This is a genomic window from Inquilinus limosus (assembly GCF_051487185.1).
Classification (GTDB): Bacteria; Pseudomonadota; Alphaproteobacteria; order DSM-16000; family Inquilinaceae; genus Inquilinus; species Inquilinus limosus_F.
In genome coordinates this window covers 153,214-178,708 of the sequence record NZ_JAHVDK010000010.1, presented here as the reverse complement: position 1 = coordinate 178,708, position 25,495 = coordinate 153,214, and the positions used below count along the sequence as shown (strand labels likewise).

Annotated in this window: 25 protein-coding genes; 12 read left to right on the top strand and 13 right to left on the bottom strand. The window is 69.3% G+C overall.

Annotation, left to right across the window (positions count from 1 at the left end):
* Nucleotides 1–48: 48 nt before the first annotated feature.
* The 3 genes from KXR53_RS13930 to KXR53_RS13920 form a co-directional block, all read right to left on the bottom strand.
* The gene (locus KXR53_RS13930) at nt 49–1,587 is read right to left on the bottom strand and encodes a glycosyltransferase family 39 protein (RefSeq protein ID WP_437375777.1); all 1,539 of its coding nucleotides are present in this window, start codon (nt 1,585–1,587) and stop codon (nt 49–51) included.
* 137 nt (nt 1,588–1,724) lie between these two features.
* Complete coding sequence (locus KXR53_RS13925; protein ID WP_437375776.1) at nt 1,725–2,000, bottom strand: hypothetical protein; 276 nt, start codon at nt 1,998–2,000, stop codon at nt 1,725–1,727.
* Between the two features lie 245 nt (nt 2,001–2,245).
* Nucleotides 2,246–2,578, bottom strand: a complete 333-nt coding sequence (locus KXR53_RS13920; RefSeq protein ID WP_437375775.1) for an antibiotic biosynthesis monooxygenase family protein — start codon at nt 2,576–2,578, stop codon at nt 2,246–2,248.
* A gap of 331 nt (nt 2,579–2,909) precedes the next feature.
* On the opposite strand from KXR53_RS13920, the gene KXR53_RS13915 reads away from it, so the two are divergent.
* From KXR53_RS13915 to KXR53_RS13905, 3 genes are read left to right on the top strand one after another with little or no spacing between them, the layout of a single operon-like run.
* Nucleotides 2,910–4,352, top strand: coding sequence for an NAD(P)-dependent oxidoreductase (locus KXR53_RS13915; RefSeq protein ID WP_437375774.1), 1,443 nt, complete (start codon nt 2,910–2,912; stop codon nt 4,350–4,352).
* Between the two features lie 21 nt (nt 4,353–4,373).
* On the top strand, nt 4,374–8,930 hold the full coding sequence (gltB, locus tag KXR53_RS13910; RefSeq protein WP_437375773.1) for a glutamate synthase large subunit: 4,557 nt from the start codon (nt 4,374–4,376) through the stop codon (nt 8,928–8,930).
* A gap of 5 nt (nt 8,931–8,935) precedes the next feature.
* Nucleotides 8,936–9,088: a hypothetical protein gene (locus KXR53_RS13905; RefSeq protein ID WP_437375772.1), complete on the top strand. Its 153-nt coding sequence runs from the start codon at nt 8,936–8,938 to the stop codon at nt 9,086–9,088.
* 4 nt (nt 9,089–9,092) lie between these two features.
* On the opposite strand, the gene KXR53_RS13900 is transcribed toward KXR53_RS13905, so the two are convergent.
* On the bottom strand, nt 9,093–10,541 hold the full coding sequence (locus KXR53_RS13900; RefSeq protein WP_437375771.1) for an FAD-binding protein: 1,449 nt from the start codon (nt 10,539–10,541) through the stop codon (nt 9,093–9,095).
* 138 nt (nt 10,542–10,679) lie between these two features.
* A complete protein-coding gene (locus tag KXR53_RS13895) occupies nt 10,680–11,060 on the bottom strand; it encodes a tautomerase family protein (protein ID WP_437375770.1) in 381 nt (126 codons plus the stop codon).
* Nucleotides 11,061–11,178: 118 nt separating this feature from the next.
* Here KXR53_RS13895 and KXR53_RS13890 point away from each other — a divergent pair, with 118 nt between their 5' ends.
* From KXR53_RS13890 to KXR53_RS13880, 3 genes are all read left to right on the top strand, one after another.
* Nucleotides 11,179–12,030, top strand: coding sequence for a LysR family transcriptional regulator (locus tag KXR53_RS13890; RefSeq protein ID WP_437375769.1), 852 nt, complete (start codon nt 11,179–11,181; stop codon nt 12,028–12,030).
* 134 nt (nt 12,031–12,164) lie between these two features.
* A complete protein-coding gene (locus KXR53_RS13885) occupies nt 12,165–12,836 on the top strand; it encodes a glutathione S-transferase family protein (RefSeq protein ID WP_437375768.1) in 672 nt (223 codons plus the stop codon).
* Between the two features lie 78 nt (nt 12,837–12,914).
* Entirely contained in the window at nt 12,915–13,499 is a 585-nt protein-coding gene (locus KXR53_RS13880; protein WP_437375767.1) for a nitroreductase family protein, read from the top strand.
* 6 nt (nt 13,500–13,505) lie between these two features.
* Here KXR53_RS13880 and KXR53_RS13875 read toward each other — a convergent pair whose 3' ends face one another.
* Nucleotides 13,506–14,432, bottom strand: a complete 927-nt coding sequence (locus tag KXR53_RS13875) for a LysR family transcriptional regulator (RefSeq protein WP_437375766.1) — start codon at nt 14,430–14,432, stop codon at nt 13,506–13,508.
* Nucleotides 14,433–14,545: 113 nt separating this feature from the next.
* Between KXR53_RS13875 and KXR53_RS13870 the strand changes: the two genes are divergently transcribed.
* A complete protein-coding gene (locus KXR53_RS13870) occupies nt 14,546–15,571 on the top strand; it encodes an aldo/keto reductase (protein ID WP_437375765.1) in 1,026 nt (341 codons plus the stop codon).
* A gap of 1 nt (nt 15,572) precedes the next feature.
* Here the strand turns inward: KXR53_RS13870 and KXR53_RS13865 are convergent, their stop codons facing one another.
* From KXR53_RS13865 to KXR53_RS13855, 3 genes are all read right to left on the bottom strand, one after another.
* A complete protein-coding gene (locus KXR53_RS13865; protein ID WP_437375764.1) occupies nt 15,573–15,962 on the bottom strand; it encodes a type II toxin-antitoxin system death-on-curing family toxin in 390 nt (129 codons plus the stop codon).
* Entirely contained in the window at nt 15,963–16,187 is a 225-nt protein-coding gene (locus tag KXR53_RS13860; protein WP_437375763.1) for an AbrB/MazE/SpoVT family DNA-binding domain-containing protein, read from the bottom strand.
* Nucleotides 16,188–16,263: 76 nt separating this feature from the next.
* On the bottom strand, nt 16,264–17,022 hold the full coding sequence (locus KXR53_RS13855; protein WP_437375762.1) for an MOSC domain-containing protein: 759 nt from the start codon (nt 17,020–17,022) through the stop codon (nt 16,264–16,266).
* 265 nt (nt 17,023–17,287) lie between these two features.
* On the opposite strand from KXR53_RS13855, the gene clpB reads away from it, so the two are divergent.
* A complete protein-coding gene (clpB, locus tag KXR53_RS13850; RefSeq protein WP_437375761.1) occupies nt 17,288–19,894 on the top strand; it encodes an ATP-dependent chaperone ClpB in 2,607 nt (868 codons plus the stop codon).
* A gap of 41 nt (nt 19,895–19,935) precedes the next feature.
* Here the strand turns inward: clpB and KXR53_RS13845 are convergent, their stop codons facing one another.
* Complete coding sequence (locus KXR53_RS13845; RefSeq protein WP_437375760.1) at nt 19,936–20,841, bottom strand: LysR family transcriptional regulator; 906 nt, start codon at nt 20,839–20,841, stop codon at nt 19,936–19,938.
* A 111-nt stretch (nt 20,842–20,952) separates the two neighbouring features.
* Between KXR53_RS13845 and KXR53_RS13840 the strand changes: the two genes are divergently transcribed.
* From KXR53_RS13840 to KXR53_RS13825, 4 genes are all read left to right on the top strand, one after another.
* A complete protein-coding gene (locus KXR53_RS13840) occupies nt 20,953–21,693 on the top strand; it encodes an SDR family oxidoreductase (RefSeq protein WP_437375759.1) in 741 nt (246 codons plus the stop codon).
* A gap of 10 nt (nt 21,694–21,703) precedes the next feature.
* Nucleotides 21,704–22,072 (top strand): Atu4866 domain-containing protein, encoded by a 369-nt coding sequence (locus KXR53_RS13835; RefSeq protein WP_437375758.1) that lies wholly within the window; start codon nt 21,704–21,706, stop codon nt 22,070–22,072.
* A 74-nt stretch (nt 22,073–22,146) separates the two neighbouring features.
* Nucleotides 22,147–22,548 (top strand): VOC family protein, encoded by a 402-nt coding sequence (locus KXR53_RS13830; protein ID WP_437375757.1) that lies wholly within the window; start codon nt 22,147–22,149, stop codon nt 22,546–22,548.
* A gap of 236 nt (nt 22,549–22,784) precedes the next feature.
* Nucleotides 22,785–23,492: a TOPRIM nucleotidyl transferase/hydrolase domain-containing protein gene (locus KXR53_RS13825; protein WP_437375756.1), complete on the top strand. Its 708-nt coding sequence runs from the start codon at nt 22,785–22,787 to the stop codon at nt 23,490–23,492.
* Between the two features lie 105 nt (nt 23,493–23,597).
* Here the strand turns inward: KXR53_RS13825 and KXR53_RS13820 are convergent, their stop codons facing one another.
* The 3 genes from KXR53_RS13820 to KXR53_RS13810 are packed head-to-tail and all read right to left on the bottom strand — an operon-like array spanning nt 23,598 to nt 25,419.
* On the bottom strand, nt 23,598–24,521 hold the full coding sequence (locus tag KXR53_RS13820; protein WP_437375755.1) for an NAD-dependent epimerase/dehydratase family protein: 924 nt from the start codon (nt 24,519–24,521) through the stop codon (nt 23,598–23,600).
* Between the two features lie 7 nt (nt 24,522–24,528).
* Nucleotides 24,529–24,987: a carboxymuconolactone decarboxylase family protein gene (locus KXR53_RS13815; RefSeq protein WP_437375754.1), complete on the bottom strand. Its 459-nt coding sequence runs from the start codon at nt 24,985–24,987 to the stop codon at nt 24,529–24,531.
* Between the two features lie 27 nt (nt 24,988–25,014).
* Complete coding sequence (locus KXR53_RS13810) at nt 25,015–25,419, bottom strand: cupin domain-containing protein (RefSeq protein WP_437375753.1); 405 nt, start codon at nt 25,417–25,419, stop codon at nt 25,015–25,017.
* Between the last annotated feature and the right edge of the window lie 76 nt (nt 25,420–25,495).

Here is a 25,495-nt window from a genome sequence, read left to right as displayed (position 1 = left end):
GTTGTGCCGTCACCCTAGACCGAGTCGGAGGGGGCCGCATCCCCGCGTTCAGAACGGGCGAAGCCTGATCGGGTCGAGCGGCAGGGTCTGCCCGGGCTTCACGAAGATAACGACGAAGTCGAAGGGCTGCGCGGTCAGGCCGTACATCCTCTTGGCGACGGTGAACCCGGTGCGCCATGTGTCCAGCCCGTCATATTTCTCAGCCTCGCCCAGGCACCAGGCGTCGTCCTTGCGGCAGATCACCGCCAGGCCGGCGCGGCGCAGGCGGTCGGCGTCGACCCAGGGGGCGTAGGCGCGGGCGAAGGCGGTGAAGTCGGTCGGGTGGTCGGGGCTGTAGAAGGTCGCGCCCAGGGCGTAGCTCTCGGTCCCGGCGACGATGGCGAGCGGCGTCCCGATCTGCCGGTGCCACAGCGCCGTCACCTGCTCGGCCACCAGCCGCCGCGGCTCGGCCGCCTGCTGGATGTCGTGCCGCAGGGTCCAGGCGCCGGCCAGCGGCGCCGCCGCGAGCAGCAGCAGCGCCCCGCCGACGGCCAGAAGGGCCAGCCGGCGCAGCGCCGCCCGATCGACCGCCAGGCGCAGCCGGACGATCGCAGCCAGCGGCGACAGGCTGAAGATCGGGATGGCGAAATGGGTGTTGATCCGCACCGAGAAGAGGAGGGCGATCAGCACCGTCAGCAGGAACGGCCCGAGGGCGAAGATCGCCAGCGCGCGGCCGTGGCCGACGGACGGCGCCAGGGGCGGGCTGTCCGGCGGGGCGTCCCGCCCGCGCTGCCGCAGCCAAGCCAGTGCGGCCGCGAGCAGCGCGTGCAGGCCGGCGCAGCCGACGACGAACAGCCCGGACTTGCCGAGGATCTGCAGCGGCTTCGAGCTGCCCTTGCTGGCCAGGTACTGGATCGGCCCGACGGCGGCGCCGATATGCCATAGCACATGCGGTGCCATCGCGGCGGCGAACACCGCCAGGGCGACATAGGGGGCCGGGCTGGCGAAGATGCGGCGACGATCGGGATGGACCAGCGCCGCCAGGAGGCAGCAGGCCAGGATGACGCCGCTGTAGTATTTCGCCAGCATCGCCGCGGCCGCCGCCAGACCCAGCGCCACGCCGCTCGACAGGTCGCGTCGCTCGATGCCGCGCAGGAACAGCAGCACGACCAACGGCCATAGCGACAGCAGCACCGAGTTGGCGTTGAAGTTGAGCGACTGGACCGTGGCGAAGGGCAGGGCTTCCAGCAGCAGCACCGCCGCCAGCCGCGACGGGCCGGACAGGTACCGGCCGGCGATGGCCCAGACCGCGGCGAGGCCGATCGCGGCATTGACCGAGGACAGCAGATAGAAGGCCCAGTCCGTCGCGGGCATCAGGCTGAACCAGGCCCGCACCACCCAGGCATAGAAGGGCGGGTGCTTGTAGTAGCCGAGCTGCGGTTCCCGGGCCCAGGAGAAGGCCTCGGTCATGTCGTTCGGCAGGTCGGACGGCGCCAGGTACAAAAGGCAGAAGCCGGTCCACACCACGACATGCGCGGCCAGCAGCAGCAGGAGGTCGCGGGTGTCGCCGCCGGAGCGGCGGAGCGGGGCGCTGATCGCGATCGACATCGGCGGAAGGCGGCAGGTTGGACCGGCCCGAGCCGATAGGCCCGGCGGGGGCCGGTGTCCAATTACCTCTTCGTATGCCGCTGGCCTGGGGTTGGATCGCGCTTGGCGTCGACGGCCGCTAATGCGGCCGCGCCGGATCAGTCGAACGGGATGGTGACGGTGATGCCTGGGGGCGGCGTCGGGGCGACCACCACCGGCGGACGCTCATAGTAATAGGCGGGCGGACGCTCATAGTAGACCCGCGGCCGGTAGCGCCGCGGACCATCGCACTTCATCTCTTCCTTGTATTCCCCGTCATCCCATTTGCGCTCGTACTTGCAGCGGCCGTCGCGCCATTCCTGCTTGTAGTCTCCATCCCCCCAGCCCCAGCCGTAGCGGCCATGGCCGCTCTCGTCCTTCCATGGATCGGCCATGGCAACGGCGGGGACAAGGAGGAGTGCAGCAGCGGTCACTGCGCATTTCAGTATCTTCGACATCTCGAAACTCGCCTGTCGGCACGGGGTTGAACCCGCTCCCCACTGAAACGGCCGACCCGAGCGAACGTTCCGGGATGCGGCCTCGAGACAATGACGCTGCCGAAGCGCCTCCTATTCCGCAGTCGCAGGCCGAATGGCTTCGCTGCGCTCGCCTTGGCGGGCTGGCGGTTCGACCTGCGGGGTCAAACCTCGCCCACCTCGTAAGCCGTCTCGTATCCGGCCTGGATGGCGCTCTCCAGCAGCGGCTGGATCCGCGCCATGTGCTCGGTGAGGAGCGGGTTCTCCCGGAACCGCTTCGAGTCCTCGATCGTCTCGAATGCGGTGACCAGCACGACGCTGCGGCCATCGAGCGAGCGGAACAGCCGGCCGCCGCGCAGTCCCGGGACCTGGCCGCGCACCCGGTGGTGCTGGGCCAGCTGCAGCTCCATGAACTCCTCGAACCGGCCGGGCTTCGGCGTGATCACGCTGATCGAGACATAAGGCTTGGCCGCTGCGGCGGCATCGGTGGCGGTCATGAATCGGTTCTCCGATAAGGCAGGAGCCACCCTGGTAAAGGTTCAAGCCGGCTTGAGGTCAAGCCGGCTCGGCAGGGTTCGAAAGTGCCGCTCTGCATGGCTCGGAAAGGTCGATTCTCTCGATGGTTCCAAATCGGTCCTATTTTTCTTGAAACAATCGATCGCCCCCGCCGTCTTAGCTGCGAATCGCTCTTAACAACTCGAAATTAGTCAACAAATGTGACCTAATCGCGAAAAACTGCTCGCCAGGGCCTGCCGAAATCCGTAAATGTCGCGTCGGCCCCGCCCGCTGCGGGGCTTGTTCGACTCCGTGCGACGAGGGGGCCCGCCCATGGCGACGAAGATGCTGCAGTTCGTGAAGACCGCCGGCGAGATGCCGACGAAGCGAACTGCCGAGATCCGCCGGCACGACTGGCTCGAAGTCTACGGACCTTATGTCCGGCAGAAGGCGGAGGAGCAGTCCTCGCGCTGCTCGCAATGCGGCGTGCCGTTCTGCCAGGTGCATTGCCCGCTGCACAACAACATCCCGGACTGGCTGAAGCTGACCGCCGAGGGCCGGCTGGAAGAGGCCTACGAGATCTCCTCGGCCACCAACTCGATGCCCGAGATCTGCGGCCGCATCTGCCCGCAGGACCGGCTGTGCGAGGGCAACTGCGTGATCGAGCAGTCGGGCCACGGCGCGGTCACCATCGGGTCGATCGAGAAATTCATCACCGACACCGCCTGGGCCGAGGGCTGGGTCAAGCCGCCGGCGCCGCGGGTCGAGCGCGGCCAGTCGGTCGGCATCATCGGCGCCGGCCCGGCCGGCATCGCCGCGGCGGAGCAACTGCGGCGGCTCGGCTACCAGGTCCACATCTACGACCGCTACGACCGGGTCGGCGGGCTGCTGATCTACGGCATCCCCAGCTTCAAGCTGGAGAAGGAGATCGTCGCCCGCCGGGCGCAGTGGCTGGCCGATGCCGGCATCACGCTGCATCTCAACTTCGAGGTTGGCCGCGACGCCACGCTGCAGGAGTTGCGGGCGCGCCACGACGCGGTGCTGATCGCGACGGGCGTCTACAAGGCGCGCGATTTCCAGGCCCCGGGCTCCGGCCTCAAGGGCATCGTCGCGGCGCTCGACTACCTCACCGCCTCGAACCGCACCGGCCTCGGCGACGACGTGCCGGAATTCGCCGACGGCTCGCTGAACGCCGCCGGCAAGCGGGTGGTGGTGATCGGCGGCGGCGACACGGCGATGGACTGCGTCCGCACCGCGGTGCGCCAGGGCGCCGTCTCGGTGAAGTGCCTGTACCGCCGCAACCGCGCCAACATGCCGGGCAGCCAGCGCGAGGTGCAGAACGCCGAGGAGGAGGGCGTGGAGTTCGTCTGGCAGGCGGCGCCGGAAGCCTTCAACGGCGACGATGCCGTCACCGGCGTGCGCGCCCATTCGATCCATCTTGGCGTCGCCGACGCCACCGGCCGGCAGACACCGGTGGTGATCGAAGGCTCGGCCCAGACCATCGAGGCCGACCTGGTGATCAAGGCGCTCGGCTTCGACCCCGAGGACCTGCCGACCCTTTTCGACGCGCCGGGCCTGCCGGTGACCAGATGGGGCACGGTCAAGGTCGACCACAAGACCATGATGACCGCCGTCGACGGCATCTTCGCCGCCGGCGACATCGTCCGCGGCGCCAGCCTCGTCGTCTGGGCCATCCGCGACGGCCGCGACGCCGCCGCCGCGATCGACAGCTACCTCGCCGCCAAGGCCGCCCTGCCGGCGGTCGCGGCGGAATAAGCGAGCCGGAAGGAGCCAGCCATGAGCCAGTTCGAGCCCAAGTCCCCCGGCCAGCGCTTCGTCGAGGAATACGACGCCAATCTCGCCCGGCTGATCGAGGCCCATGCCTATGACCCGGCGGAGGAGCACGACGCCTGCGGTGTCGGCTTCGTCGCCACCCTCGACGGCAAGCCGCGGCGCGAGGTGGTGCAGGCCGGCATCGACGCGCTGAAGGCAGTGTGGCACCGCGGCGCGGTCGACGCCGACGGCAAGACCGGCGACGGCGCCGGCATCCATGTCCAGATCCCGCAGCAGTTCTTCCACGAGCATGTCGAGCGCGTCGGCCACCGGCCGCTGCCCGGGCTGATCGCGGTCGGCCAGGCCTTTCTGCCGCGCACCGACCTGGAGGCGCAGGAGAAGTGCCGCTGCCTGGTCGAGGGCGAGATCCTCAGCTTCGGCTACTACATCTACGGCTGGCGGCAGGTGCCGATCGACGTGGCGATCATCGGCGACAAGGCGAATGCCGCCCGGCCGGAGATCGAGCAGATCATGATCGCCAACACCAAGGGGGTGTCGGAGGAGGAGTTCGAGCGCGACCTCTACGTCATCCGCCGGCGGATCGAGAAGGCGGCTCAAGGTGCCGGCATCGCCGATTTCTACCTGTGCTCGCTGTCCTGCCGGTCGATCATCTACAAGGGCATGTTCCTGGCGGCGCAGCTGACCGCCTTCTACCCGGACCTGCTGGACGAGCGCTTCGTCTCGAACTTCGCGATCTACCACCAGCGCTACTCGACCAACACCTTCCCGACCTGGCGTTTGGCCCAGCCCTTCCGCATGCTGGCCCATAACGGCGAGATCAACACGCTGAAGGGCAACACCAACTGGATGCGCGCGCATGAGACGCGCATGGCCAGCCCCGTGTTCGGCGACGCGATCGAGGACATCAAGCCGGTGATCCAGGGCGGCAGCTCGGATTCCGCGGCGCTCGACGCCGTGTTCGAAGTGATGGTCCGCGCCGGCCGCGACGCGCCGATGGTCAAGGCCATGCTGGTGCCGGAGGCGACGCCGGTCGAGGCCGACATCCCCACCTCGCACCGCGCCTTCGTCAGCTACTGCAACGCGGTGATGGAGGCCTGGGACGGCCCGGCGGCGCTGGCCATGTATGATGGCCGCTGGGTGATGGGCGGCATGGACCGCAACGGCCTGCGGCCGATGCGCTACACCATCACCAACGATGGCCTGCTGATCGCGGGGTCGGAGGCCGGCATGGTCCGGCTCGAGGACAGCCGCATCGTCGAGAAGGGGCGGCTCGGCCCCGGCCAGATGCTGGCGGTCGACCTGCAGGAGGGGCGCCTCTACCACGACCGCGAGATCAAGGAGGTGCTGGCCGCGCGGCAGCCTTTCCAGGACTGGACGAAGCGGATCAAGGTGATCGACGGGCTGATCCGTGCCGGCGGCGAGGACACCGGCGCCGCGATGAGCCGCGAGGAGCTGCGCCGGCGCCAGGTCGCCATGAATATCACCATGGAAGACCTGGAGCTGATCCTGCACCCGATGGTGGAGGAGGCGAAGGAGGCCGTCGGGTCGATGGGCGACGACACGCCGATCGCCATCCTGTCCGACCTGAACCGGCCGCTGCACCACTTCTTCCGGCAGAACTTCAGCCAGGTCACCAATCCGCCGATCGACAGCCTGCGCGAGCGGCGGGTGATGAGCCTGCGCACCCGACTGGGCAATCTCGGCAACATCCTCGACGAGGATGCCAGCCAGTGCGACCTGCTGCAGCTCGACAGCCCGGTGCTGACCAACGCCGAATATGAGGCGATGCGGGCCTATATGGGCTCGACCGCGGCGGAGATCGACTGCACCTTCGACCGCAACGGCGGTGAGCAGGCGCTGCGCGACGCGCTGCGCCGGGTCTGCCGCGAGGCCGAGGACGCGGTGCGCGGCGGCGCCACCCATATCGTCCTGACCGACGAGCATGTCGGGCCGGACCGGGTGGCGATCCAGATGATCCTCGCCACCGGCGCGGTCCACACTCACCTGATCCGCCAGTCGCTGCGCACCTTCACCTCGCTGAACGTGCGCTCGATGGAATGCGTCGACGTGCACCATTTCGCGGTGCTGATCGGCGTCGGCGCCACCACCGTGAACGCCTATCTGGCGCAGGAGGCGATCGCCGACCGGCAGCGCCGCGGCCTGTTCGGCGACCTGTCGCTCGACGCCTGCATGAAGCGCTACCGCCAGGCGGTGGATGACGGGCTGCTCAAGATCATGTCGAAGATGGGCATCTCGGTGATCTCGTCCTACCGCGGCGGGTGCAACTTCGAGGCGGTCGGCCTGTCGCGGTCGCTCGTCGCCGAATACTTCTCGGGCATTCCCAGCCGCATCTCCGGTCTCGGCATGGCCGGGCTGCAGATGAAGGCGATCGAGATGCACGAGGCGGCGTGGAACAAGAACGTCGTCACGCTGCCGATCGGCGGCTTCTACCGCTACCGCCAAGGGCAGGAGCGTCACGCCTGGGAAGGGCGGATGATCCACATGCTGCAGCAGGCGGTGGCGACCGACAGCTATTCGCTGTATCGGAAGTACTCCGACATGGTCCGGCACCAGGCGCCGGTGGCGCTGCGCGACCTGCTGGACTTCGTGCCGGTGCGCGAGCCGATCTCGATCGACGAGGTCGAGAGCATCACCGAGATCCGCAAGCGCTTCGTCACCCCGGGCATGTCGCTCGGCGCGCTGAGCCCTGAGGCGCACGGCACGCTGAATGTCGCCATGAACCGGATCGGCGCCAAGTCCGACTCCGGCGAGGGCGGCGAGGATCCAGCCCGGTTCCGGCCGGACCGGAACGGCGACAACTGGAACTCGGCGATCAAGCAGGTCGCGTCGGGCCGCTTCGGCGTCACGGCGGAGTACCTGAACCAGGCGCGCGAGCTGGAGATCAAGGTCGCCCAGGGCGCCAAGCCCGGCGAGGGCGGCCAGCTGCCCGGCTTTAAGGTGACGGTGGAGATCGCCAAGCTGCGCCACTCCACCCCCGGTGTGATGCTGATCAGCCCGCCGCCGCATCACGACATCTACTCGATCGAGGATCTGGCGCAGCTGATCTACGACCTGAAGCAGATCAACCCGGACGCCAAGGTCACGGTCAAGCTGGTCAGCCGCACCGGCATCGGCACCATCGCCGCCGGCGTCGCGAAGGCAAACGCCGACATCATCCTGATCTCAGGCCATGTCGGCGGCACCGGCGCCTCGCCCCAGACCTCGCTCAAGTTCGCCGGCGTGCCCTGGGAGATGGGCTTGTCCGAGGTGCATCAGGTGCTGACGCTGAACCGGCTGCGCCACCGCATCCGGCTGCGCACCGATGGCGGCATTAAGACCGGGCGCGACGTGGTGATCGCCGCGATCCTCGGCGCCGAGGAGTTCGGCATCGGCACCGCCAGCCTGATCGCCATGGGCTGCATCATGGTCCGGCAGTGCCATTCCAACACCTGCCCGGTCGGCGTCTGCACCCAGGATCCGGAGCTGCGGGCGAAGTTCACCGGCTCGCCCGAGAAGGTGGTGAACCTGTTCAGCTTCATCGCCGAGGAGGTGCGCGAGATCCTGGCCCAGCTCGGCTACCGCTCGATCAACGAGATCGTCGGCCGGACCGAGCTCTTGCGCCAGGTCAGCCGCGGCGCTGCCCATCTCGACGATCTCGACCTCAACCCGCTCCTGGCCAAGGCCGATCCGGGCGAGCATGCGATGTACTGCACGCTCGAGGGCCGCAACCCGGTGCCGGATACGCTGGACGCGCAGATGATCGCCGACGCCCGGCCGCTGTTCGAGCTGGGCGAGAAGACGCAGCTGACCTACTCGATCCGCAACACCCACCGCGCCGTGGGCACGCGGATGTCGGCGATGATCACCCGCAAGTTCGGCATGACCGGGCTGCAGCCGGGCCATGTGACGGTGCGGCTGCGCGGCAATGCCGGCCAGTCGCTCGGCGCCTGGGCGGTGCAGGGGTTGAAGCTCGAGGTGTTCGGCGACGCCAACGACTATGTCGGCAAGGGCCTGTCCGGCGGCACCATCGTGGTCCGGCCCTTCGCGGCGTCGACGCTGAAGACCAACGAGAACACGATCATCGGCAACACCGTGCTGTACGGCGCCACCGCGGGCAAGCTGTTCGCCGCCGGTCAGGCGGGAGAGCGCTTCGCGGTGCGCAACTCCGGCGCCACGGTGGTGGTCGAGGGCTGCGGCTCGAACGGCTGCGAGTACATGACCGGTGGCACCGCCGTGATACTGGGGCCGGTTGGCGACAACTTCGCCGCTGGTATGACCGGGGGCATGGCCTTCGTCTATGACGGCGACGGCAGCTTCGCCCGCCGGGTCAATCCGGAGAGCGTGCTCTGGCAGCGGATCGAGACCCGGCACTACGACGATCTCGTCCGCGCCCTGATCGCCGAGCATGTGCGCGAGACCCAGAGCGCCTGGGCGACCTCGATCCTGCACGACTGGGCGATCGAGCGGGCGAAGTTCTGGCAGGTGGTGCCGAAGGAGATGGTGCACCGGCTGCAGCACCCGATCCGCGAGGAGGAGGCGGCGCGCATCCCGGCGGAGTGATACCGGTGGCCTTTGAGATCGACTCGTCGGTCCTCTTCCCCCGTCATGGCGAGGCGCGTAGCGCCGTGGCCATCCAGGGGCCGGTGCGAGCCGCCCTGGATGGCCGCGCCCCTTCGGGGCTCGCCATGACGGGTCAATATTTCAAGCTGCTGGAATGACCGGTCAGGCCTCGGCGTAGCGCTGGAACAGCCCATTGCGGAACACTCCCTTCGGGTCGTGCCGGCGCTGCGCCGCGATCACCTCGTCCCAGGCGGGATAGGCGCGGCGCAGCTGCTCCCCGGTCGCGTGCAGCCGGTAGGGCAGGTAGTAGGTGCCGCCGGCGTCGATCGCGGCGTCGATCAGCCCGCGGGTCATCCGCTGCATCCGCTCCTCCCCGGCGGCGGAGCGCTCCTGCACGAACAGCATCACCAGGCCGAACACGTCCTCGCGGGCATAGGCCAGGGCGCTGCGGTCGTCGCGCCGGACGTCACGCACGGTGACGTTCAGCAGGTTGCCTTCGTCGCGCCGGATGATCCGCCGCGCGGCGTCGGCGAAGTCCCGCAGCCGGGCCTGGGGCACGAAGTATTCGTGCAGGATGTCGGTCGCCCCGGCCTCGCGGTTGGCGAAGACCGCGGCCGGCTCGTTCAGCAAGCTGTTGCGGCTGACCCGCTCGGCCAGCCAGGGCCCGGCCTCGCGCTCCAGCCACCAGCGCAGCGCCTTGCCGGCGTCGCTGCCGGCGGCATTGCGGAACACCAGGCGCTGCATGCCGCCATGGGTCAGGGCGGGCAGGGGCAGTACGGCGCCGCGCGTCTGAGGCACCGGCACGTAGCAGCCCAGCACCGCCTCCTCGAACAGCCGGTCCGGGTCGACCGACAGCCGGCCATAGGCCATCTCGACCGGTGATCCTGGGGCGTAGACGCGCTCGGCGAAGGCCGCGGCATAGTCGCGGGTCGGCATCGTGGCGAAATCCGGCGTGTAGACCACGTTCGGCAGCACCGCGATCTCGGCCTCCAGGATCACGCCGAACAGCCCGTAGCCGCCCAGCGCCAGGCCGAACAGCTCGTCGTCCGGGCCGCACTCCACCACCGCGCCGTCCGCGGTCAGCAGCCGCAGCCGCCGCACGGTGCTCGCCGCCGGCGGACTGTTCGCGTGCCAGCCATGGGCGTTGACGCCCAGCGTGCCGCCGATGCTGAAGTCGTTGTTCGACTGCATCACGGCGGGGGAGAAGCCGGCAGCGTTCAGCGCCGGCACGATGTCGCGCCACAGCGCCCCGCCGCCGACCCGCATCACCCGGGCTTCGGCATCGATCGCCAGGCCGCTCAGCGGCAGCGCGTCCAGCACCCAGCCGTCGCGCATCAGGCTCTGCCCGCCCATGGAATGGCGCGCTCCGGACACGGCCAGGGCCGGCTCCTGTCCGGCCGCGATCCGGCGCAAGAGCGGCGCCAGCCGTTCCGCCGTCGCGTCCGGGGTCGCCTCCGCGAAGGCGACGCCGCGCACCGGGGTGGGGTTCAGGCCGCTGGCATCGTCCAGCAGGGACCGGAGCGGGGCAGGGGGCGGCAGCCGGGCTGCCTCGGCCAGCCGCTGCAGCCAGGCTCCGCCCACGCCTCCCAGCGCCGCTGTGCCCAGCGCCACGGCGCCTGTCGCCAACACGCGCCGGCGTGTCGATCCCCTCCCGGCCATGGTTCCCCCCGCATCGCCTCGCCGGGCATCGTATCACCGGAAAGAACGCGGGAATGTGGCGGGCCGGCGGCGGCAAGAGGGCCGGAGGCCTCAGACGTACTGCGCGATGCCGTTGCCGAAGGACCAGTTCTCCTTCGCCACCTCGATCAGGTTGATGAACACGTCCTCGCGGCGCAGGCCCGGATTCTCGGCCAGGCGGTCGGCGATGCGGCGATACAGCGCCTGCTTCTGCGCCAGCGCCCGGGTGTTGCTGACGGTGGCCTGGATGAACACCACATCGTCGGTCCGGGCGATGTCAGGATAGGTCGGGTCGTAGTCGAAGCCGGTCTCGTCGTGCTCATGCACCAGCACGAAGCGGTCGTTCTCCGGCACGTCGAAGGTCTCGCGCAGGGACAGGTAGACGGCGTCGCGAATGGCTGCGATATGACCGGCCGGCTTGCCCTTGCGCAGCGAGATGCGGATGAGGGGCATGGGGTTACCTCCGAGATTTGCGGCGGGTGCCGCGACGCCTAGGATGTAGCGCCGGCTTGATCATTTCGGAATAAACTCGATATCACTATCAGTGATTTTAGACTGAAATGATCAAGCCATGCGATCCCTCGACCTCGATGCCGTCCGGGCCTTCGTCCTGGTCGCCGATCACGGCAGCTTCACCCGCGCCGCCGATGCGCTGGGCGCCACCCAGTCCGGCATCAGCCTGCGGCTGAAGCGGTTGGAGGATCGGCTCGGCGCCCGGCTGGTCGAACGCACGCCGCGGCTCGTGCGGCTGACGCCGCAGGGCGAGGCCTTCCTGCCGCGGGCGCGGCGGCTGCTGGAGGCGCAGGACGAGGCCGTCGCCGCGGTCTCGGACCGGCCGCGGCGCCTGGTGCTGGGCATCAGCGACCATGTCGCGGGGCCGGAGCTGCCGGGGCTGCTGGCCCGGATGGCGGGGCAGGGGCCGGGGCTGGCGCTGGAGGTCCGTCTCGACTCGTCGCTGGACCTGCTCCGGGAATACGACGCCGGGTCACTCGACGCGGTGATCGTCCGCCGCGACGCCGGCCGCCGCGACGGCGAGGTGCTGTTCCGCGATGAATTCGGCTGGTTCGCCTCGACCGGCTGGCATCATCGGCCGGGCGAGCCTCTGCCGCTCGTCACTCACAGGGAGCGGTGCGGCGTGCGGGTCGCGGCGCTGCGCGTGCTCGACGCCGCCGGCATTCCCTGGGTCGAGGTGTTCGTCGGCGGCGGCGGTGCCGCTGTCGCGGCGGCGGCCATGGCCGGGCTCGGCGTGTCGCCGCTGGCGCGCCGGACGGCGCCGCCCGGCACCGTCGATGTCGGTCCGCGCCTCGGCCTGCCGGCCCTGGCCTCGACCGACGTGATGCTGCATTCGCGGCTGGCCGACCCCGGTCTCGCCGCCGCCCTGCGCGGCCTCGCCGCCGCCTTCCGCCTGCCGGTCGCGGCGTGAGCCGTCGTGGCAACCTGACCAAAGGCGCGGCCCCGCCGGATGGTTCCCGGCCGCGGCGCGGGGGTGGCATGTGTCGCCGCACCGCAACGCAGCCCTTACCGAAATACCGTGGCATCGGTTAGAGTTCGCGCGCCATGCGAACCCTCTATCACATCTGGCTTTCCGCCCAGTCCCGCATCGTCCGGCTGCTCTTGGCCGAGAAGGACCTGCATTGCGACATGAAGGTCGAGCGGGTCTGGGAGCGACGCGAGGAGTTCCTCGCCCTCAACCCGACGGGCGAGGTGCCGCTGCTGATCGAGCCGGACGGCACGACCCTGACGGATGTCTGGGTCATCGTCGAATACATGGAGGAGATGCACCCCGAGGTGCCGCTGCTCGGCGACACGCCGCTGGCGCGGGCCGAGACCCGGCGCCTCCTGGTCTGGTTCGACCAGAAGTTCGGCCGCGAGGTGACCGAGAACCTGGTCGGCGAGAAGTTCATGAAACGAGTGATGCGCACGGGGCAGCCGCCCAGCTCCGACGCGATCCGCGCCGGCCGGCAGAACGTGCACTACCACCTCGAATACATCTCCTACCTCGCCGAGACGCGGCGCTGGCTGGCCGGCGACGAGTTCAGCATGGCCGACATCGCCGCCGCCGCCCATCTCTCCGTGGTCGATTATTTCGGCGACGTGCCCTGGGACGCCCATCCCGAGGCGCGGCAGTGGTATTCGCGCATAAAGTCCCGGCCCAGCTTCCGGCCGTTGCTGGAGGACCACGTCCCCGGCATCCCGGCGCCGGCGCATTACCGCGACCTGGATTTCTGACCCGGCGCGTCCTATGTGTGATGTTGCGAGTGATTCTTAGATAGCGCCGTCGAGGCGGCGGATTATCGGAGACGAAGCATGGATGCGATGGATCTTCTGCTGAAGCGCCGCTCGGTGCCGGCCCGCAACATGGTCGAGCCGGGGCCGGATGCGGCGGCGCTCGAGCGGATCCTGCGGGCCGGCACGCGGGTGCCGGACCATGGCAAGCTGGCGCCCTGGCGCATCCAGGTGCTGCGCAAGGACGGGCAGCGCCGTTTGGGCGAGGCGATGGCCGAGATCTTTGCCCGCGAGAATGCCGACGCCAACGAGGCGCAGATCGAGGCGATGCGGCAGAAGCCGGCTCTGGCTCCGCTGCTGCTGGTCGTCACCCACAAGCCCCAGCCCGGCAAGATCCCGGAGTTGGAGCAGATCCTGTCCGGCGGCGCGCTGTGCCAGAACATTCTGGTGGCGGCGCATGCCCAGGGCTATTGCGGCAGCTGGATCACCGGCTGGCCCGCCTTCCACCCGCAGGTGATCGAGCTGCTGGGCCACAACCCGGCGACCGACAAGATCCTCGGCTTCATCTATCTCGGCACCCCGTCCGAGCCGATGGAGGACCGGCCGCGCCCGGCCCTGTCCGACATCGTCTCCGAGTGGTCCGGCCCGCTGGTGCAGGTGGCCTGAGGCCGCTCACGCCGCCGCGGCGACACGGTGTGAGTCCAGCAGCAGCGCCAGGAATTCCCGCGCCGCGGGGTTGACCGGGCCGTCCTGGGCGCCGCGCTCGGCATGGGCGACGCCCAGCTCCCAGCAGATCTCGGGCGGCGCCAGCGTCGCCACCGCCAAAGGCGGCCGATGCGGGTCGGCCGGGTGGGCGGCGATGATCGCCTCCGGCACCAGGGCGATGCCGAGGCCGAGGGCGACGAGGTCCAGCGCGGTCGGCAGGTCGTTGACCTCGAAGCCGGTGCGGCGTTCCACCCGGATCCGGGCGAAGGCCTGGTCGACCAGCTGCCGCGTGCCCCAATCGGTCTGGAAGTCGACGAAGGTTTCGCGCCCCAGCCGGCTCAGCGGCACGTTCCTTCTTCCTGCCAGCGGATGATCCCGGCTGCAGGCGGCGACCAGCTCCTCGCAGGCCAGCATGGTGGCCCGGATGTCGGGCGGCGGCGCCGGCTGCATCGGCACGAAGGCCAGGTCCAGCCGGCTGTCGCGCAGCTTTTCGAACAGCCGGTCGGAGCCGCCCTGGCACAGCCGGATCTCGACTCCGGGATGGGCGGCGTGGAACCGGGCCAGCAAAGCCGGCAGGTCGACGAAGGGCGCCAGGCTGTGGGTGGTGCCGATCGCCAGGCGGCCGCGCGCCAGCCCCTGCACCGCGGCGACGGCGTCGCGGGCGCCCTGCGCCGCCGCCAGCACCCGCCGCGCCTCCTCGGTCAGCACCCGTCCGGCGGCGGTCAGGTCGACCCGCCTTGTGCTGCGGATGAACAAGGGCGCGCCCAGTTCCTCCTCCAGCGCCCGGATCGAGGCCGACAGGCCGGACTGGACGATGTTTACCCGCCGGGCGGCGCGGGTGAAGTGCTGCTCCTCCGCCACCGCCAGGAAATGCTCCAGCTGCCTCAGATCCATGATCCCGCCCGATCGGCTAATTGTTCTCCAATCATGCTGAATGCGATCTGAACATTCAATTGGAACGCTGAATGCGACGGCGCCATCCTATGTCCGACATGAAGGAGGCGACGATGAGCGAGACCAACGGCCACACCCATCTGCCGACGCGGCGTTTCGGCACCACCGATATGGCGATCACCCGGGTCGGCTTCGGTGCCTGGGCGATCGGCGGCGCCGGCTGGGCGGCGTCCTGGGGCAGCCAGGACGATGACGCCTCGGTGGCGGCGATCCGCCACGCCGCGGAGGTCGGCATCAACTGGATCGACACCGCCGCCGTCTACGGCCTCGGCCATTCCGAGGAGATCGTCGGCCGTGCCCTGCGCGAGATCCCGGCCGACCGGCGGCCCTATGTCTTCACCAAGGGCGGGCTGATCTGGGACGAGGCCAACCGCACCGCGCCGCCGAAGCGCATCGGCGCACCGGACAGCCTGCGGCGCGAGGTCGAGGCCTCGCTGCGCCGGCTCGGGGTCGAGCGCATCGACCTGTACCAGCTGCACTGGCCGGTCGATGACGGCACTCCGGTCGAGACCTATTGGCAGACCTTCCTCGACCTGAAGAAGGAAGGGAAGGTGCGGGCTGTCGGCCTGTCCAACCACAATGCCGAGCTGCTGACACGGGCCGAGGCGGTCGGCCATGTCGACACGCTGCAGCCGCCCTTCTCGGCGATCCGCCGCGACATCGCAGGGGCGGAGCTGCCCTGGTGCGCCGAGCACCGGACCGGCGTCATCGTCTACAGCCCGATGCAGTCCGGCCTCCTGACCGGCGCCTTCACGGCGGAGCGCGCGGTGGCGCTGCCGCAGGACGACTGGCGCTCGCGCTCGCCGCATTTCACCGGCGAGGGCCTGGCCCGCAACCTGGCGCTGGCCGAGGCGCTGAAGCCGGTCGCGGCGCGGCATGGCACCTCAGTCGCCGCGGTGGCGGTGGCCTGGACGCTGGCCTGGCCGGCGGTCACCGGCGCCATCGTCGGCGCCCGCAGCCCAGCCCAGGTCGACGGCTGGCTCGACGCCGCGACGCTGGAGTTGACGGCGGAGGACCTCGACGAGATCGCTGCCGCGATCGAGCGCACCGGCGCCGGCACCGGGCCGGTGCGGCCGTAACCTACGCCAAAGGCTTGAGCCGCGGCCGCAGCCAGGCCGCGAGCTCGGCCTCCGATACCTCGCCGGCTGTCAGTGACAGCCAGATGGCCAGGCATTCGGCGTCGTCTGCGGCGATCTCCTGCCCCGCGAGTGCCAGGAAGGTTTCCGTGACGACGAAGGCCACGCGCTTATTGCCGTCGACGAAGGGATGGTTGCGGATCAGGCCGAAGCCATAGGCGGCGGCAAGTGCGGCGAGATCGGGCTGGCCGTAGGCGAACAGGTTCCGGGGCCGGTCGAGTGCGGATTCCAACAGGCTGGGGTCTCGCAGCCCAGAAGCGCCGCCATGCTCCGCCAGCTGTTCGTCATGCAGCGCGAGCACGACCGCGCGGCTGATCCAGCGCGGCTCGTCCACCTATTTCGCCAGCTCCCGCAGCAGGTTGCGGCGCTTCTTCATGACCTTGCGCGCCGTTTCCATCTGCCCCTCGAATTCCGGGTCGTAGGGGGTCAGGCGGTATCCGTCGGGCGCCTCGGTCAGATAGAGCGTATCGCCCTCCTGGACGTGCAGCCGGTTCAGAACGTCCTTGGGCAGGACCGCCCCGACGGAATTGCCGATGGCGCGCAGCTTGAGGGCGACCATGGAAACCTCATCGGTGATCACATGCGTAATAACATGCGATCGGCCGTGATCTGGTCAAGACGCTGCCTTCGGAGATCTACGCCACCGTCACCGCATCCCCCTCCGCGATCCGACCGCCGCCGATCACCTCGGCATAGACGCCGCAATCGGCGTGGCCGAAGCCGGTCATCAGGGCCTTGGGGATGTTGAGGTCGCGGTCGCCGGTGTCCGGATTGACGTTGGGGGCGGCGCAGCGGGTGATCCGCGATACGACCTTGAGCCGCGCCGGCCCGATCGTCAGCTCACGCCCGATCCAGTCGAACTCCGCCCAGGCCGGCACGCCCTCGAGATCGAGGTTGCCGCGGAAGCGGCGCGGGTTGACCGGCGCGCGCGTCACCCGCTCGATGTCCTTCACCGAGGCCAGGTTGATCAGCGAGACCAGCTTCTCCGGCTTGTCGGTGAAGGCGACGCCGGGGGCGGAGACGATCTTCAGCGCACCACGCGGGTCCTTCATGAAGGCGTTGAGGAACTGGTTGATCAGCTCCTGCCCGATCGGCAGAGACAGCAGGCCGCGCGCCACCTGCTTGCCGTCGCGCTTCAGCGTCAGCGCCTCCGTGGCGTCGTCATAGTCGATGCCCAAGAGGGCCAGCCGCTCGTCCGTCATCAGCTGCAGGAACTGCCGCTTCGGCTGCCACGTGGGCGCCGCCGGGTCGCATTGGCTGGCGCCGTGCACGATGGCGAAGCGCCGGTCGTGCGGCAGCGTCTCGCCCGGGGCGAGGTCGGTGGCGGCGAGCTTCTGCCCGGCCAGGCCCTTGACGGGATAGCGGAAGAGGGCGGCGAGGCGGGCGACGGTCATGATGGCGCTGGCTGGCAACGGATCGGACGAAGACCCTAGCGCGATATACCGGGCGGAAACAATCAGCGCACCGAGGATCGCCGCTATGCGCGAATGGGAACGGCTTCGCACCGACCGGTCGCGGCGCGGCGCCCATGGCAACTCTTGTGGCCATAGGGTCACACCCCTACATCAGTCCTGCATCCTCCCGGATCGCACTGACGTGGATCAAGGCGGGGTCGGGCTTCGTGCAAGACGATCCTGCCGGACAGTGGAGACAGAGTTTATGGACCTTCAGAAGTTCACCGAGCGCAGCCAGGGATTCCTCCAGGCCGCTCAGACCGCGGCGGTAACCCGCGGCCACCAGCAGCTGCTGCCCGAGCATCTGCTCAAGGTGCTGCTGGACGACGAGGAAGGCCTGGCGGCCAACCTGATCCGCAGCGCCGGCGGCCGGCCCGAAGCGGCGGCCCAGGCGGTGGAGCAGGCGCTGGCCAAGCAGCCCAAGGTCGAGGGCGGCGGCGCCCAGGTCTATCTGAGCCGCGAGCTGGCGCGCGTGCTGGACCAGGCACAGGAGCAGGCGAAGAAGGCCGGTGACCAGTTCGTCGCGGCCGAGCGCCTGCTGCTGGCGCTCGCCATCGCCAAGGACACCGAGGCCGGCCGTGCTTTGGCCCAGGCCGGGATCGCGCCGCAGGCGCTGAGCCGGGCCATCGACGCCATGCGCAAGGGCCGCACCGCCGACAGCGCCTCGGCCGAGAGCCAGTACGACGCGCTGAAGAAATACGCCCGCGACCTGACCGAGGCCGCGCGGTCGGGCAAGCTCGACCCGGTGATCGGCCGGGACGAGGAGATCCGCCGCACCATCCAGGTGCTGTCGCGCCGCACCAAGAACAACCCGGTGCTGATCGGCGAGCCCGGCGTCGGCAAGACCGCGATCGTCGAGGGCCTCGCCCTGCGCATCGTCAACGGGGACGTGCCGGAGAGCCTGAAGAACAAGCGCCTGCTGGCGCTCGACCTCGGTTCGCTGGTCGCCGGCGCCAAGTTCCGCGGCGAATTCGAGGAGCGGCTGAAGGCCGTGCTGCAGGAGGTGACGGCCGCGGCCGGCGAGATCGTGCTGTTCATCGACGAGATGCACACGCTGGTCGGCGCCGGCAAGGCGGAAGGCGCCATGGACGCCTCCAACATGCTGAAGCCGGCCCTGGCGCGCGGCGAGCTGCATTGCGTCGGCGCGACGACGCTCGACGAGTACCGCAAGCATGTCGAGAAGGATGCGGCCCTGGCCCGGCGCTTCCAGCCGGTCTTCGTGGCCGAGCCGACGGTCGAGGACACGATCTCGATCCTGCGCGGCCTGAAGGAGAAGTACGAGCTGCACCACGGCGTGCGCATCACCGACGGCGCCATCGTGGCGGCGGCCACCCTGTCGCACCGCTACATCACCGACCGCTTCCTGCCGGACAAGGCGATCGACCTGGTCGACGAGGCGGGCTCGCGGCTGCGCATGCAGGTCGACAGCAAGCCCGAGGAGATCGAGGCGCTGGACCGGCGCGCCATGCAGCTCAAGATCGAGCGCGAGGCCCTGAAGAAGGAGACCGACGCGGCGTCGAAGGACCGCCTCGCCAAGCTGGAGCAGGAGCTGGCGGAGCTGGAGGAGCAGTCCTCGACCCTGACCGCCGCCTGGACCGCGGAGAAGGAGAAGCTGTCCGCCGCCACCAAGGTGAAGGAGCAGCTGGACCAGGCCCGGTCCGAGCTGGAGCAGGTGCAGCGCGCCGGCAACTGGGCGCGGGCGGGCGAGCTGACCTATGGCGTGATCCCGGATCTCGAGAAGAAGCTCGCCGAGGCCGATGGGGCGCAGGGCTCGCATATGGTGCGCGAGGAGGTGCAGGCCGACGACATCGCCGCGGTGGTCAGCCGCTGGACCGGCGTGCCGGTCGACAAGATGCTGGAAGGCGAGCGCGAGAAACTGCTTCACATGGAGGAGAAGCTGAAGAGCCGCGTCGTCGGCCAGGACGAGGCGGTAACCGCGGTCTCCAATGCGGTGCGGCGCGCCCGCGCCGGGCTGCAGGACCCGAACCGGCCGATCGGCAGCTTCCTGTTCCTGGGCCCGACCGGCGTCGGCAAGACCGAGCTGACCAAGGCGCTGGCCGAGTTCCTGTTCGATGACGAGGCGGCGATGGTCCGCGTCGACATGTCGGAATACATGGAGAAGCACGCGGTCAGCCGGCTGATCGGCGCGCCCCCGGGCTATGTCGGCTATGACGAGGGCGGTGCGCTGACCGAGGCGGTGCGGCGCCGGCCCTACCAGGTGGTGCTGTTCGACGAGGTCGAGAAGGCCCATCCGGACGTCTTCAACGTGCTGCTGCAAGTGCTGGACGACGGCCGCCTGACCGACGGCCAGGGCCGGACGGTCGATTTCCGCAACACGCTGATCGTGATGACCTCGAATCTGGGCTCGGAGCATCTCGCCGTGGCCTCGATCGAACAGGACGACGAGGGCGAGATCGACTTCGTCAGCCGCGAGAAGGTGCTGATGGCGGTGCGCCAGCACTTCCGGCCGGAGTTCCTGAACCGGCTCGACGAGATGATCGTGTTCCGCCGGCTCACCCGGGCGAACATGACCGGCATCGTCGAGATCCAGCTCGGCCGCCTGCGCCGGCTGCTCGAGGACCGCAAGATCGTGCTCGAGCTCGACGACCGGGCGAAGGGCTGGCTGGCGGAGCAGGGCTACGACCCGATCTACGGGGCGCGGCCCTTGAAGCGAGTGATCCAGCGCGAGCTGCAGAACCCGCTGGCGACCGCGATCCTGGAGGGCCGCGTCGCCGACGACAGCACGGTCAAGGTCACCGCGAGCGAGGACGGGCTGGTGCTCGAACCCCAGCCACTCGCCGCCGCAGCCTGACAACGAGACGGGAAGGGGCGCTTCGGCGCCCCTTCTTTTGCCTACACCGTGATCTCGAAGACGAAGTCGAGGAAGGCGCGGACCCGGGCCGGGGGCAGGCCGCGCGAGCGGTGATAGGCGTAGACCGGGAAGCGCTCGTCCGACCAGTCGGGCAGCAGCCGGACCAGCTGCCCCGACGCCAGCAGGTCGCGCACGCTGAACTCCAGCGGCTGGCCGATGCCCTGCCCGCCCAGCATGGCGCCGATCAGGCTGCCGGAATCGTTGACCGTCAGCCGGCCCCGCACCGGCACCGACACCACCTCCGTCCTGCGCCGGAACTCCCACTCATAGGGCCGGCCGGTGGCGGCCTCCTTCACCAGGATGCATTCATGGCCGTCGCGGACCAGATCCTCCGGGTGCCGCGGGCGGCCCCGGCGCTCGACATAGTCAGGTGACGCGCAGGTCAGGACCCGCGTCTCCAGCAGCAGGCGGCTGTTCAGGCCCGAGGGCTCCGGCTCGCCAAAGCGCAGGGCGATGTCGAAGCCCTCCGCCACCAGGTCGCCGATGCGGTCGCGGACCACCAGCTCCAGCTGGATCTCCGGATGGCGCGCCATGAAGGCGGCCAGGCGCGGCGCGAGGACAGTGTGGCCGAAGGCGGCGTCGGCATTGACCCGCAGTCGCCCGCGCACCGCCGTGGCGCCGCCCGAAACCTCCGCCGCCCGCTCCTCAATGCCGGTCAGATGCGGCATCACCCCGTCATAGAAGCGACGTCCTTCCTCGGTCAGCGTGATCGCGCGCGGCGTGCGGTCGAACAGGCGCACGCCCAGGCGTGCCTCCAGCCGGGCAATGGCGCGGCTGACGCCGGACTGGGTCAGGCCCAGGCTGTCGGCCGCCCGCACGAAACTGCCGGCCTCGACCACAGCGGCCAGGGCGCTGATCCCGCTCAGCAGGCGCCCGTCGAAGGTCATGAGCACGATTTTCAGTCATCGAAATGATGTCCACTATGCGCTCGTGTCCTGCTTGGTCAAGCCATAGGATCCCGGCAGCGGCGAAGGACGCCGCGGCTGATGGAGAACCCCATGTCGAGCATCGAAGGCAAAGTCGTCGCCATCACCGGCGCGTCGAGCGGCATCGGCGAGGCAACAGCCCGGCACCTCGCCAGGGCCGGCGCCGCGGTGATGCTTGGCGCCCGCCGCCTGCACCGGCTGGCGGCGGTCGCCGAAGAGATCCGCCGCGATGGCGGGCGGGTGGCGCTGCAGCGCCTGGACGTCACCAGTCGGGAGGATGTCGCGGCCTTCGTCCAGGCCGCGGTGGCGCAGTTCGGGCGCCTGGACGTCATCGTCAACAATGCCGGGGTGATGCCGCTGTCCCCGGTCTCGGACCTCAAGGTCGAGGAATGGGAGCGGATGGTCGACGTCAATCTCAAGGGCGTGCTGTACGGCGTGGCCGCAGCGCTGCCGGTGTTCCAGGCCCAGGGCTCCGGCCACGTCGTCAACGTCACCTCGATCGCCGACCGCCGGGTGGTCCCGACGGCCGCCGTCTACTCGGCCACGAAATATGCGGTCCGCGCCTTCTCCGAGGGCCTGCGGCAGGAGGTCGGCGGCGGCATCCGCGTCACGGTGGTGGCGCCCGGCGCCACGGAGTCCGAGCTGGCCAACGGCATCTCCGACCCGGAGCTGCGCCAGGCCGCGATCGAGGATTACCGGCGCGACCTGATTCCGGCCGAGGCCATCGCGCGCGCGATCGGCTACGCGATCGGCCAGCCGCCGGAGGTCGACGTCAACGAGCTGGTCGTGCGCCCGACCGCCCAGGCCTATTGAGGAGGCCGCGGTGGCGTTCTCCCGCATCGCCCTGGCAGCCTGGGCGGCGCTGTCCGCTCCGGCCGCCGAGGCCCGGTCCCAAACCATTCCAGCGCAGGCCATCGACATGACCAGCTCCGACCGCCCTGTCTTCGAAGCCGATCTCGTCGGCATGTGGGTGACCGAGAACGGTCACATCCGGCTCGAGCTGCTGCCCGGCGGCCGCTACGATGAGGCGCGCGGCGCCCGGCGCAGCGCCTATACCGGCCGCTGGGAGATCCGAGGTCCGGGCCAGCTCTTCTTCGCCGACGATTCCGGGTTCACCGCCCTGGGCACCGTCGCCGACGGGGTGCTCGAGGTCGGGGGCGACGTGTTCCGCCGCGAGGGCCGGTGGCGCTGACGGTCGCAGCGGGGTAGTGCTCGCAAGGAGGCTTCGCCACCTTCGAGGTATCGGACCGCTGAAGGAACACCCGCATGATCCGGATCGACCATCTCGACCATCTGGTGCTGACCGTGGCCAGCATCGAGAGGACTTGCGACTTCTACACAAGCGCGCTCGGCATGACGGTCGAGACCTTCGGCCCCAACACACCGGAAGGAAGTCGCCGGAAGGCGCTGCGCTTCGGCGACCAGAAGATCAACCTGCACCAGGCGGGGCGTGAGTTCGAGCCGAAGGCGCTGCGGCCGACGCCGGGCTCGGCCGATCTCTGCTTCATCGCCGCGACGCCGCTGGACGAGGTCATCGCCCATCTCCAGGGCCTCGGTATCGCCATCGAGGAAGGCCCGGTCCCCCGCACCGGCGCCACCGGCCCGATCCGCTCGGTCTATCTCCGCGACCCGGACGAGAACCTGATCGAGATCTCGAATCCGGTGTGAGGCCGACGAGCCCTTGATCGGACCTTCCTCGTGGTTTCAGGCCGAAGCGTCATCGCTTTGGCCTGAAACGATCACGAGCTAGACCGCCATCTGGTCGAAGTACTAGAGAGCGGCGCCAGGGCGACGCGCATGGGGGCTGTGAGACCAGCCGAGCACTTTCGATCCCCTCATCCGTAGCCAGGGGGCCCCCGAGATATGTACATTTCCGAACCCGTCGGAAAGCAAGGGGGGCCGGGTTGACCAGTAAAGCCGCAGATATGGCGCCGACGCGATCGAGGGGCCACCTCACCGGCGCGGGGCGCCGCCGCCGGGAGCTTTCCGTTCCCGGATACGCGAGCGGGGCTGATGCTCCGCTTCGAGCAACCGCAGCTGCGCTGGAATGCGCCCGACACGCTCGTTCCATTGTGCTGGTCGAGGGGATCAGCGACCAGATTGCAGTCGAGACTCTGGCAAGCCTCCAGGCAAGAGACCTGACGAAGGAAGGCGTGGTCGTGGTACCCATCGGCGGCGCTCGGTCGGTGTCGAGGTTCCTTGCTCGTTTCGGGCCGACTGGCGTCGGACTGCGCGTCAGCGGCTTGTGTGATGCTGCCGAAGAGCGGCACTTTTGCCGTGAATTGGCGCGGGCTGGCTACGCGCAGCCCGATACACGCAGTGAACTCGAAAGAGAGGGATTCTTCGTTTGCGACCGCGACCTGGAAGACGAGCTCATTCGCGCGGTCGGACCCGACGCCATTGAAACGATACTGGCGGAAGAGGGAGACCTTGCTTCGTTTCGCACGCTCCAGAGGCAAGCCGCATGGCGGGACGCCTGCTTCGTCGATCAGTTTCGCAGATTCCTGGGGGCAGGCGCACGCCGGAAGCTGCGCTACGCAAGCCTCTTCGTTCTCGCGCTGGACCTCGACCGCCAGCCCCGACCGCTCCGGGATGTCCTGAGCCGGGCCTAGTTGGCGCCCAGTCGAGGCGACAACGCCCGATCCGGTTCTCCGCTCGTAAGCGGAGGATGATCTGGAAAGGACGGCACGGGTGGTTCCCGCGCCCGACAACTCCGTCTATGCCCCAGACCACTTCCACAGCAGCGGCCGCGGCTTGAACCCGAGTTCCGTCTTCGCCCTGCTGTTGGAAGCCCCGGTCAGGCGCGTGTGGTAATAGATGGCTTCTTCGCCGGCGGTCGTCAGTGCCTCCTCCACGCTCATCCGCGGCGGCTCCGGCGCATCGACCCAGCGGGCGAAGGCCGGCAGCCATTCCGCGACGGGTTGCGGATCGTCGTCGACGACATTGTAGACGCCCGGATCGGCCGTCAGCGAGGCGACGGTCGCCGCGACCGCGTCATCGATGTGGACGAACGACCAGACGGCATTTCCGTCTCCGATGATCCTCGCCTCGCCCTTGCGCACCTGATCCGCAATCGCCCCGTCCGGCCGGTACCAGGTGCCGGGGCCGTAGAAGAAGCCGTAGCGCAGGACGACCCCGTCCATCGACGGCGCCCCGAGGACCCGGTCCTCGTACTCGCCCATGACGCGCGTGCCCTCGCCGATCTCGCCGGGCGCATCGTATCTGAGCCTGGCGCTCTCATCGGCGAGCCGGCCCGCGGGAGCATCCAGGTAAAAGCCGCGGGACTGCAGGATGTAGCGTCCGACTCCCAGCTCCCGGGCGGCGGCGAGGAGATTGCCGCCGCCCTCGCGATGGAGCCGCGTGTCGTTCGGCAGGGACTTGATGATGTCGGCGGGATTGGCGGGGAGCCAGGTCAGCTGGTCGATCACGACATCGGGCGAGGCTGCCTCGATCGCGGCTCGCACGGCCTTCGGGTCGAAGGCATCCGCGAAGGATGCCGTGGCCCCCAGCTCGCGCAGCCGATCCACGCCCCGGCCGGCCCGGGTCATGCCGGTCACCTGGTGGCCGAGCGTGCACAGCGCGCGCACGAGCGGCAAGCCGATGGCGCCCGTGGCGCCTGCAACGAAGATCTTCACGAGCACCTCCCTGTTACTGAGCGGCCAGGACCGCCTGGGGCGTGTTGCGGAAGCTGATCGCCATGCGGTTGTAGGTGTTCATCAGGCCGATCGCGATGGTGAGATCGACGAGCTCCCGCTCCTCGAACACCGCACGCGCGGCTTCGTAGGCCTCATCGGGCACGCCGGTCTCGGAGACGCGCGTCACCGTCTCGGCCCAGGCGAGGGCGGCACGCTCCCGCTCGTCGAACAGCTTCCCGGCTTCCGCCCAGGCCTGCACCAGCGCGAGCTTCTCGATCTTCTGCCCCTTCTTCAGCAGGTCGCGCATGTGCATGTCGAGGCAGTAGGCGCAGTTGTTGATCTGCGAGATGCGCAGGTAGACCAGCTCCACGAGCGTCGCGGGCAGGCCGCTCTGCATGACGTAGCCATAGACGCCGTCCAGAGCCTTCACGCCTGCCGGCGCAATCTGATTGTAGTCGAGACGCTTGCTCATGTGACCGCACTCCTTGCGAAACGGCATTCAGTTGACGGGGGTGGTCAGGACCTTGTCGTCGGTATCGACGATGAACACGGCGAGCAGCCTTGCAGGCCGGGTCGCACTCGCATTGCGGCTGACGGGATGGCTGGACCCCGGCGGCTCGTAGAAGCTCTCGCCGGCGCGGTAGACCCGGCTGGGCCCGTCATTCACGCGGGACTCGATCTCGCCCGAGAGGACATGGCCGTAGATGAACGCCGACTTCGCATGGATGTGGGACGGCGAGGCCCCGCCCGGCGCGTAGTCGACGACCAGGGCGACCAGCGACTTGCCCGGGATGTTGGGGATTGCGTGCTCGAAATTCGTCGTGACGGTCTCGCCCGGGCCGTGGGCCGCAGCCGGCGCGGCGACGGCGAGAGAGGCCGCGAGGATGATCGATTTGATGGTCATGGCGGTGGTTCTCCTTTCCCCCGCGTAGGTGACCTCTGCCTGGTTCATAAAACAGCACCAGGAATCGACAAAACTC

Bases quoted from the DNA above. Each gene is read 5' to 3' on its own strand.
- KXR53_RS13930 (WP_437375777.1), bottom strand. From the start codon at position 1,587: ATGTCGATCGCGATCAGCGCCCCGCTCCGCCGCTCCGGCGGCGACACC.
- KXR53_RS13925 (WP_437375776.1), bottom strand. From the start codon at position 2,000: ATGGCCGATCCATGGAAGGACGAGAGCGGCCATGGCCGCTACGGCTGG.
- KXR53_RS13920 (WP_437375775.1), bottom strand. From the start codon at position 2,578: ATGACCGCCACCGATGCCGCCGCAGCGGCCAAGCCTTATGTCTCGATC.
- KXR53_RS13915 (WP_437375774.1), top strand. From the start codon at position 2,910: ATGGCGACGAAGATGCTGCAGTTCGTGAAGACCGCCGGCGAGATGCCG.
- gltB (WP_437375773.1), top strand. From the start codon at position 4,374: ATGAGCCAGTTCGAGCCCAAGTCCCCCGGCCAGCGCTTCGTCGAGGAA.
- KXR53_RS13895 (WP_437375770.1), bottom strand. From the start codon at position 11,060: ATGCCCCTCATCCGCATCTCGCTGCGCAAGGGCAAGCCGGCCGGTCAT.
- KXR53_RS13890 (WP_437375769.1), top strand. From the start codon at position 11,179: ATGCGATCCCTCGACCTCGATGCCGTCCGGGCCTTCGTCCTGGTCGCC.
- KXR53_RS13885 (WP_437375768.1), top strand. From the start codon at position 12,165: ATGCGAACCCTCTATCACATCTGGCTTTCCGCCCAGTCCCGCATCGTC.
- KXR53_RS13880 (WP_437375767.1), top strand. From the start codon at position 12,915: ATGGATGCGATGGATCTTCTGCTGAAGCGCCGCTCGGTGCCGGCCCGC.
- KXR53_RS13875 (WP_437375766.1), bottom strand. From the start codon at position 14,432: ATGGATCTGAGGCAGCTGGAGCATTTCCTGGCGGTGGCGGAGGAGCAG.
- KXR53_RS13870 (WP_437375765.1), top strand. From the start codon at position 14,546: ATGAGCGAGACCAACGGCCACACCCATCTGCCGACGCGGCGTTTCGGC.
- KXR53_RS13860 (WP_437375763.1), bottom strand. From the start codon at position 16,187: ATGGTCGCCCTCAAGCTGCGCGCCATCGGCAATTCCGTCGGGGCGGTC.
- KXR53_RS13855 (WP_437375762.1), bottom strand. From the start codon at position 17,022: ATGACCGTCGCCCGCCTCGCCGCCCTCTTCCGCTATCCCGTCAAGGGC.
- clpB (WP_437375761.1), top strand. From the start codon at position 17,288: ATGGACCTTCAGAAGTTCACCGAGCGCAGCCAGGGATTCCTCCAGGCC.
- KXR53_RS13845 (WP_437375760.1), bottom strand. From the start codon at position 20,841: ATGACCTTCGACGGGCGCCTGCTGAGCGGGATCAGCGCCCTGGCCGCT.
- KXR53_RS13840 (WP_437375759.1), top strand. From the start codon at position 20,953: ATGTCGAGCATCGAAGGCAAAGTCGTCGCCATCACCGGCGCGTCGAGC.
- KXR53_RS13830 (WP_437375757.1), top strand. From the start codon at position 22,147: ATGATCCGGATCGACCATCTCGACCATCTGGTGCTGACCGTGGCCAGC.
- KXR53_RS13815 (WP_437375754.1), bottom strand. From the start codon at position 24,987: ATGAGCAAGCGTCTCGACTACAATCAGATTGCGCCGGCAGGCGTGAAG.
- KXR53_RS13810 (WP_437375753.1), bottom strand. From the start codon at position 25,419: ATGACCATCAAATCGATCATCCTCGCGGCCTCTCTCGCCGTCGCCGCG.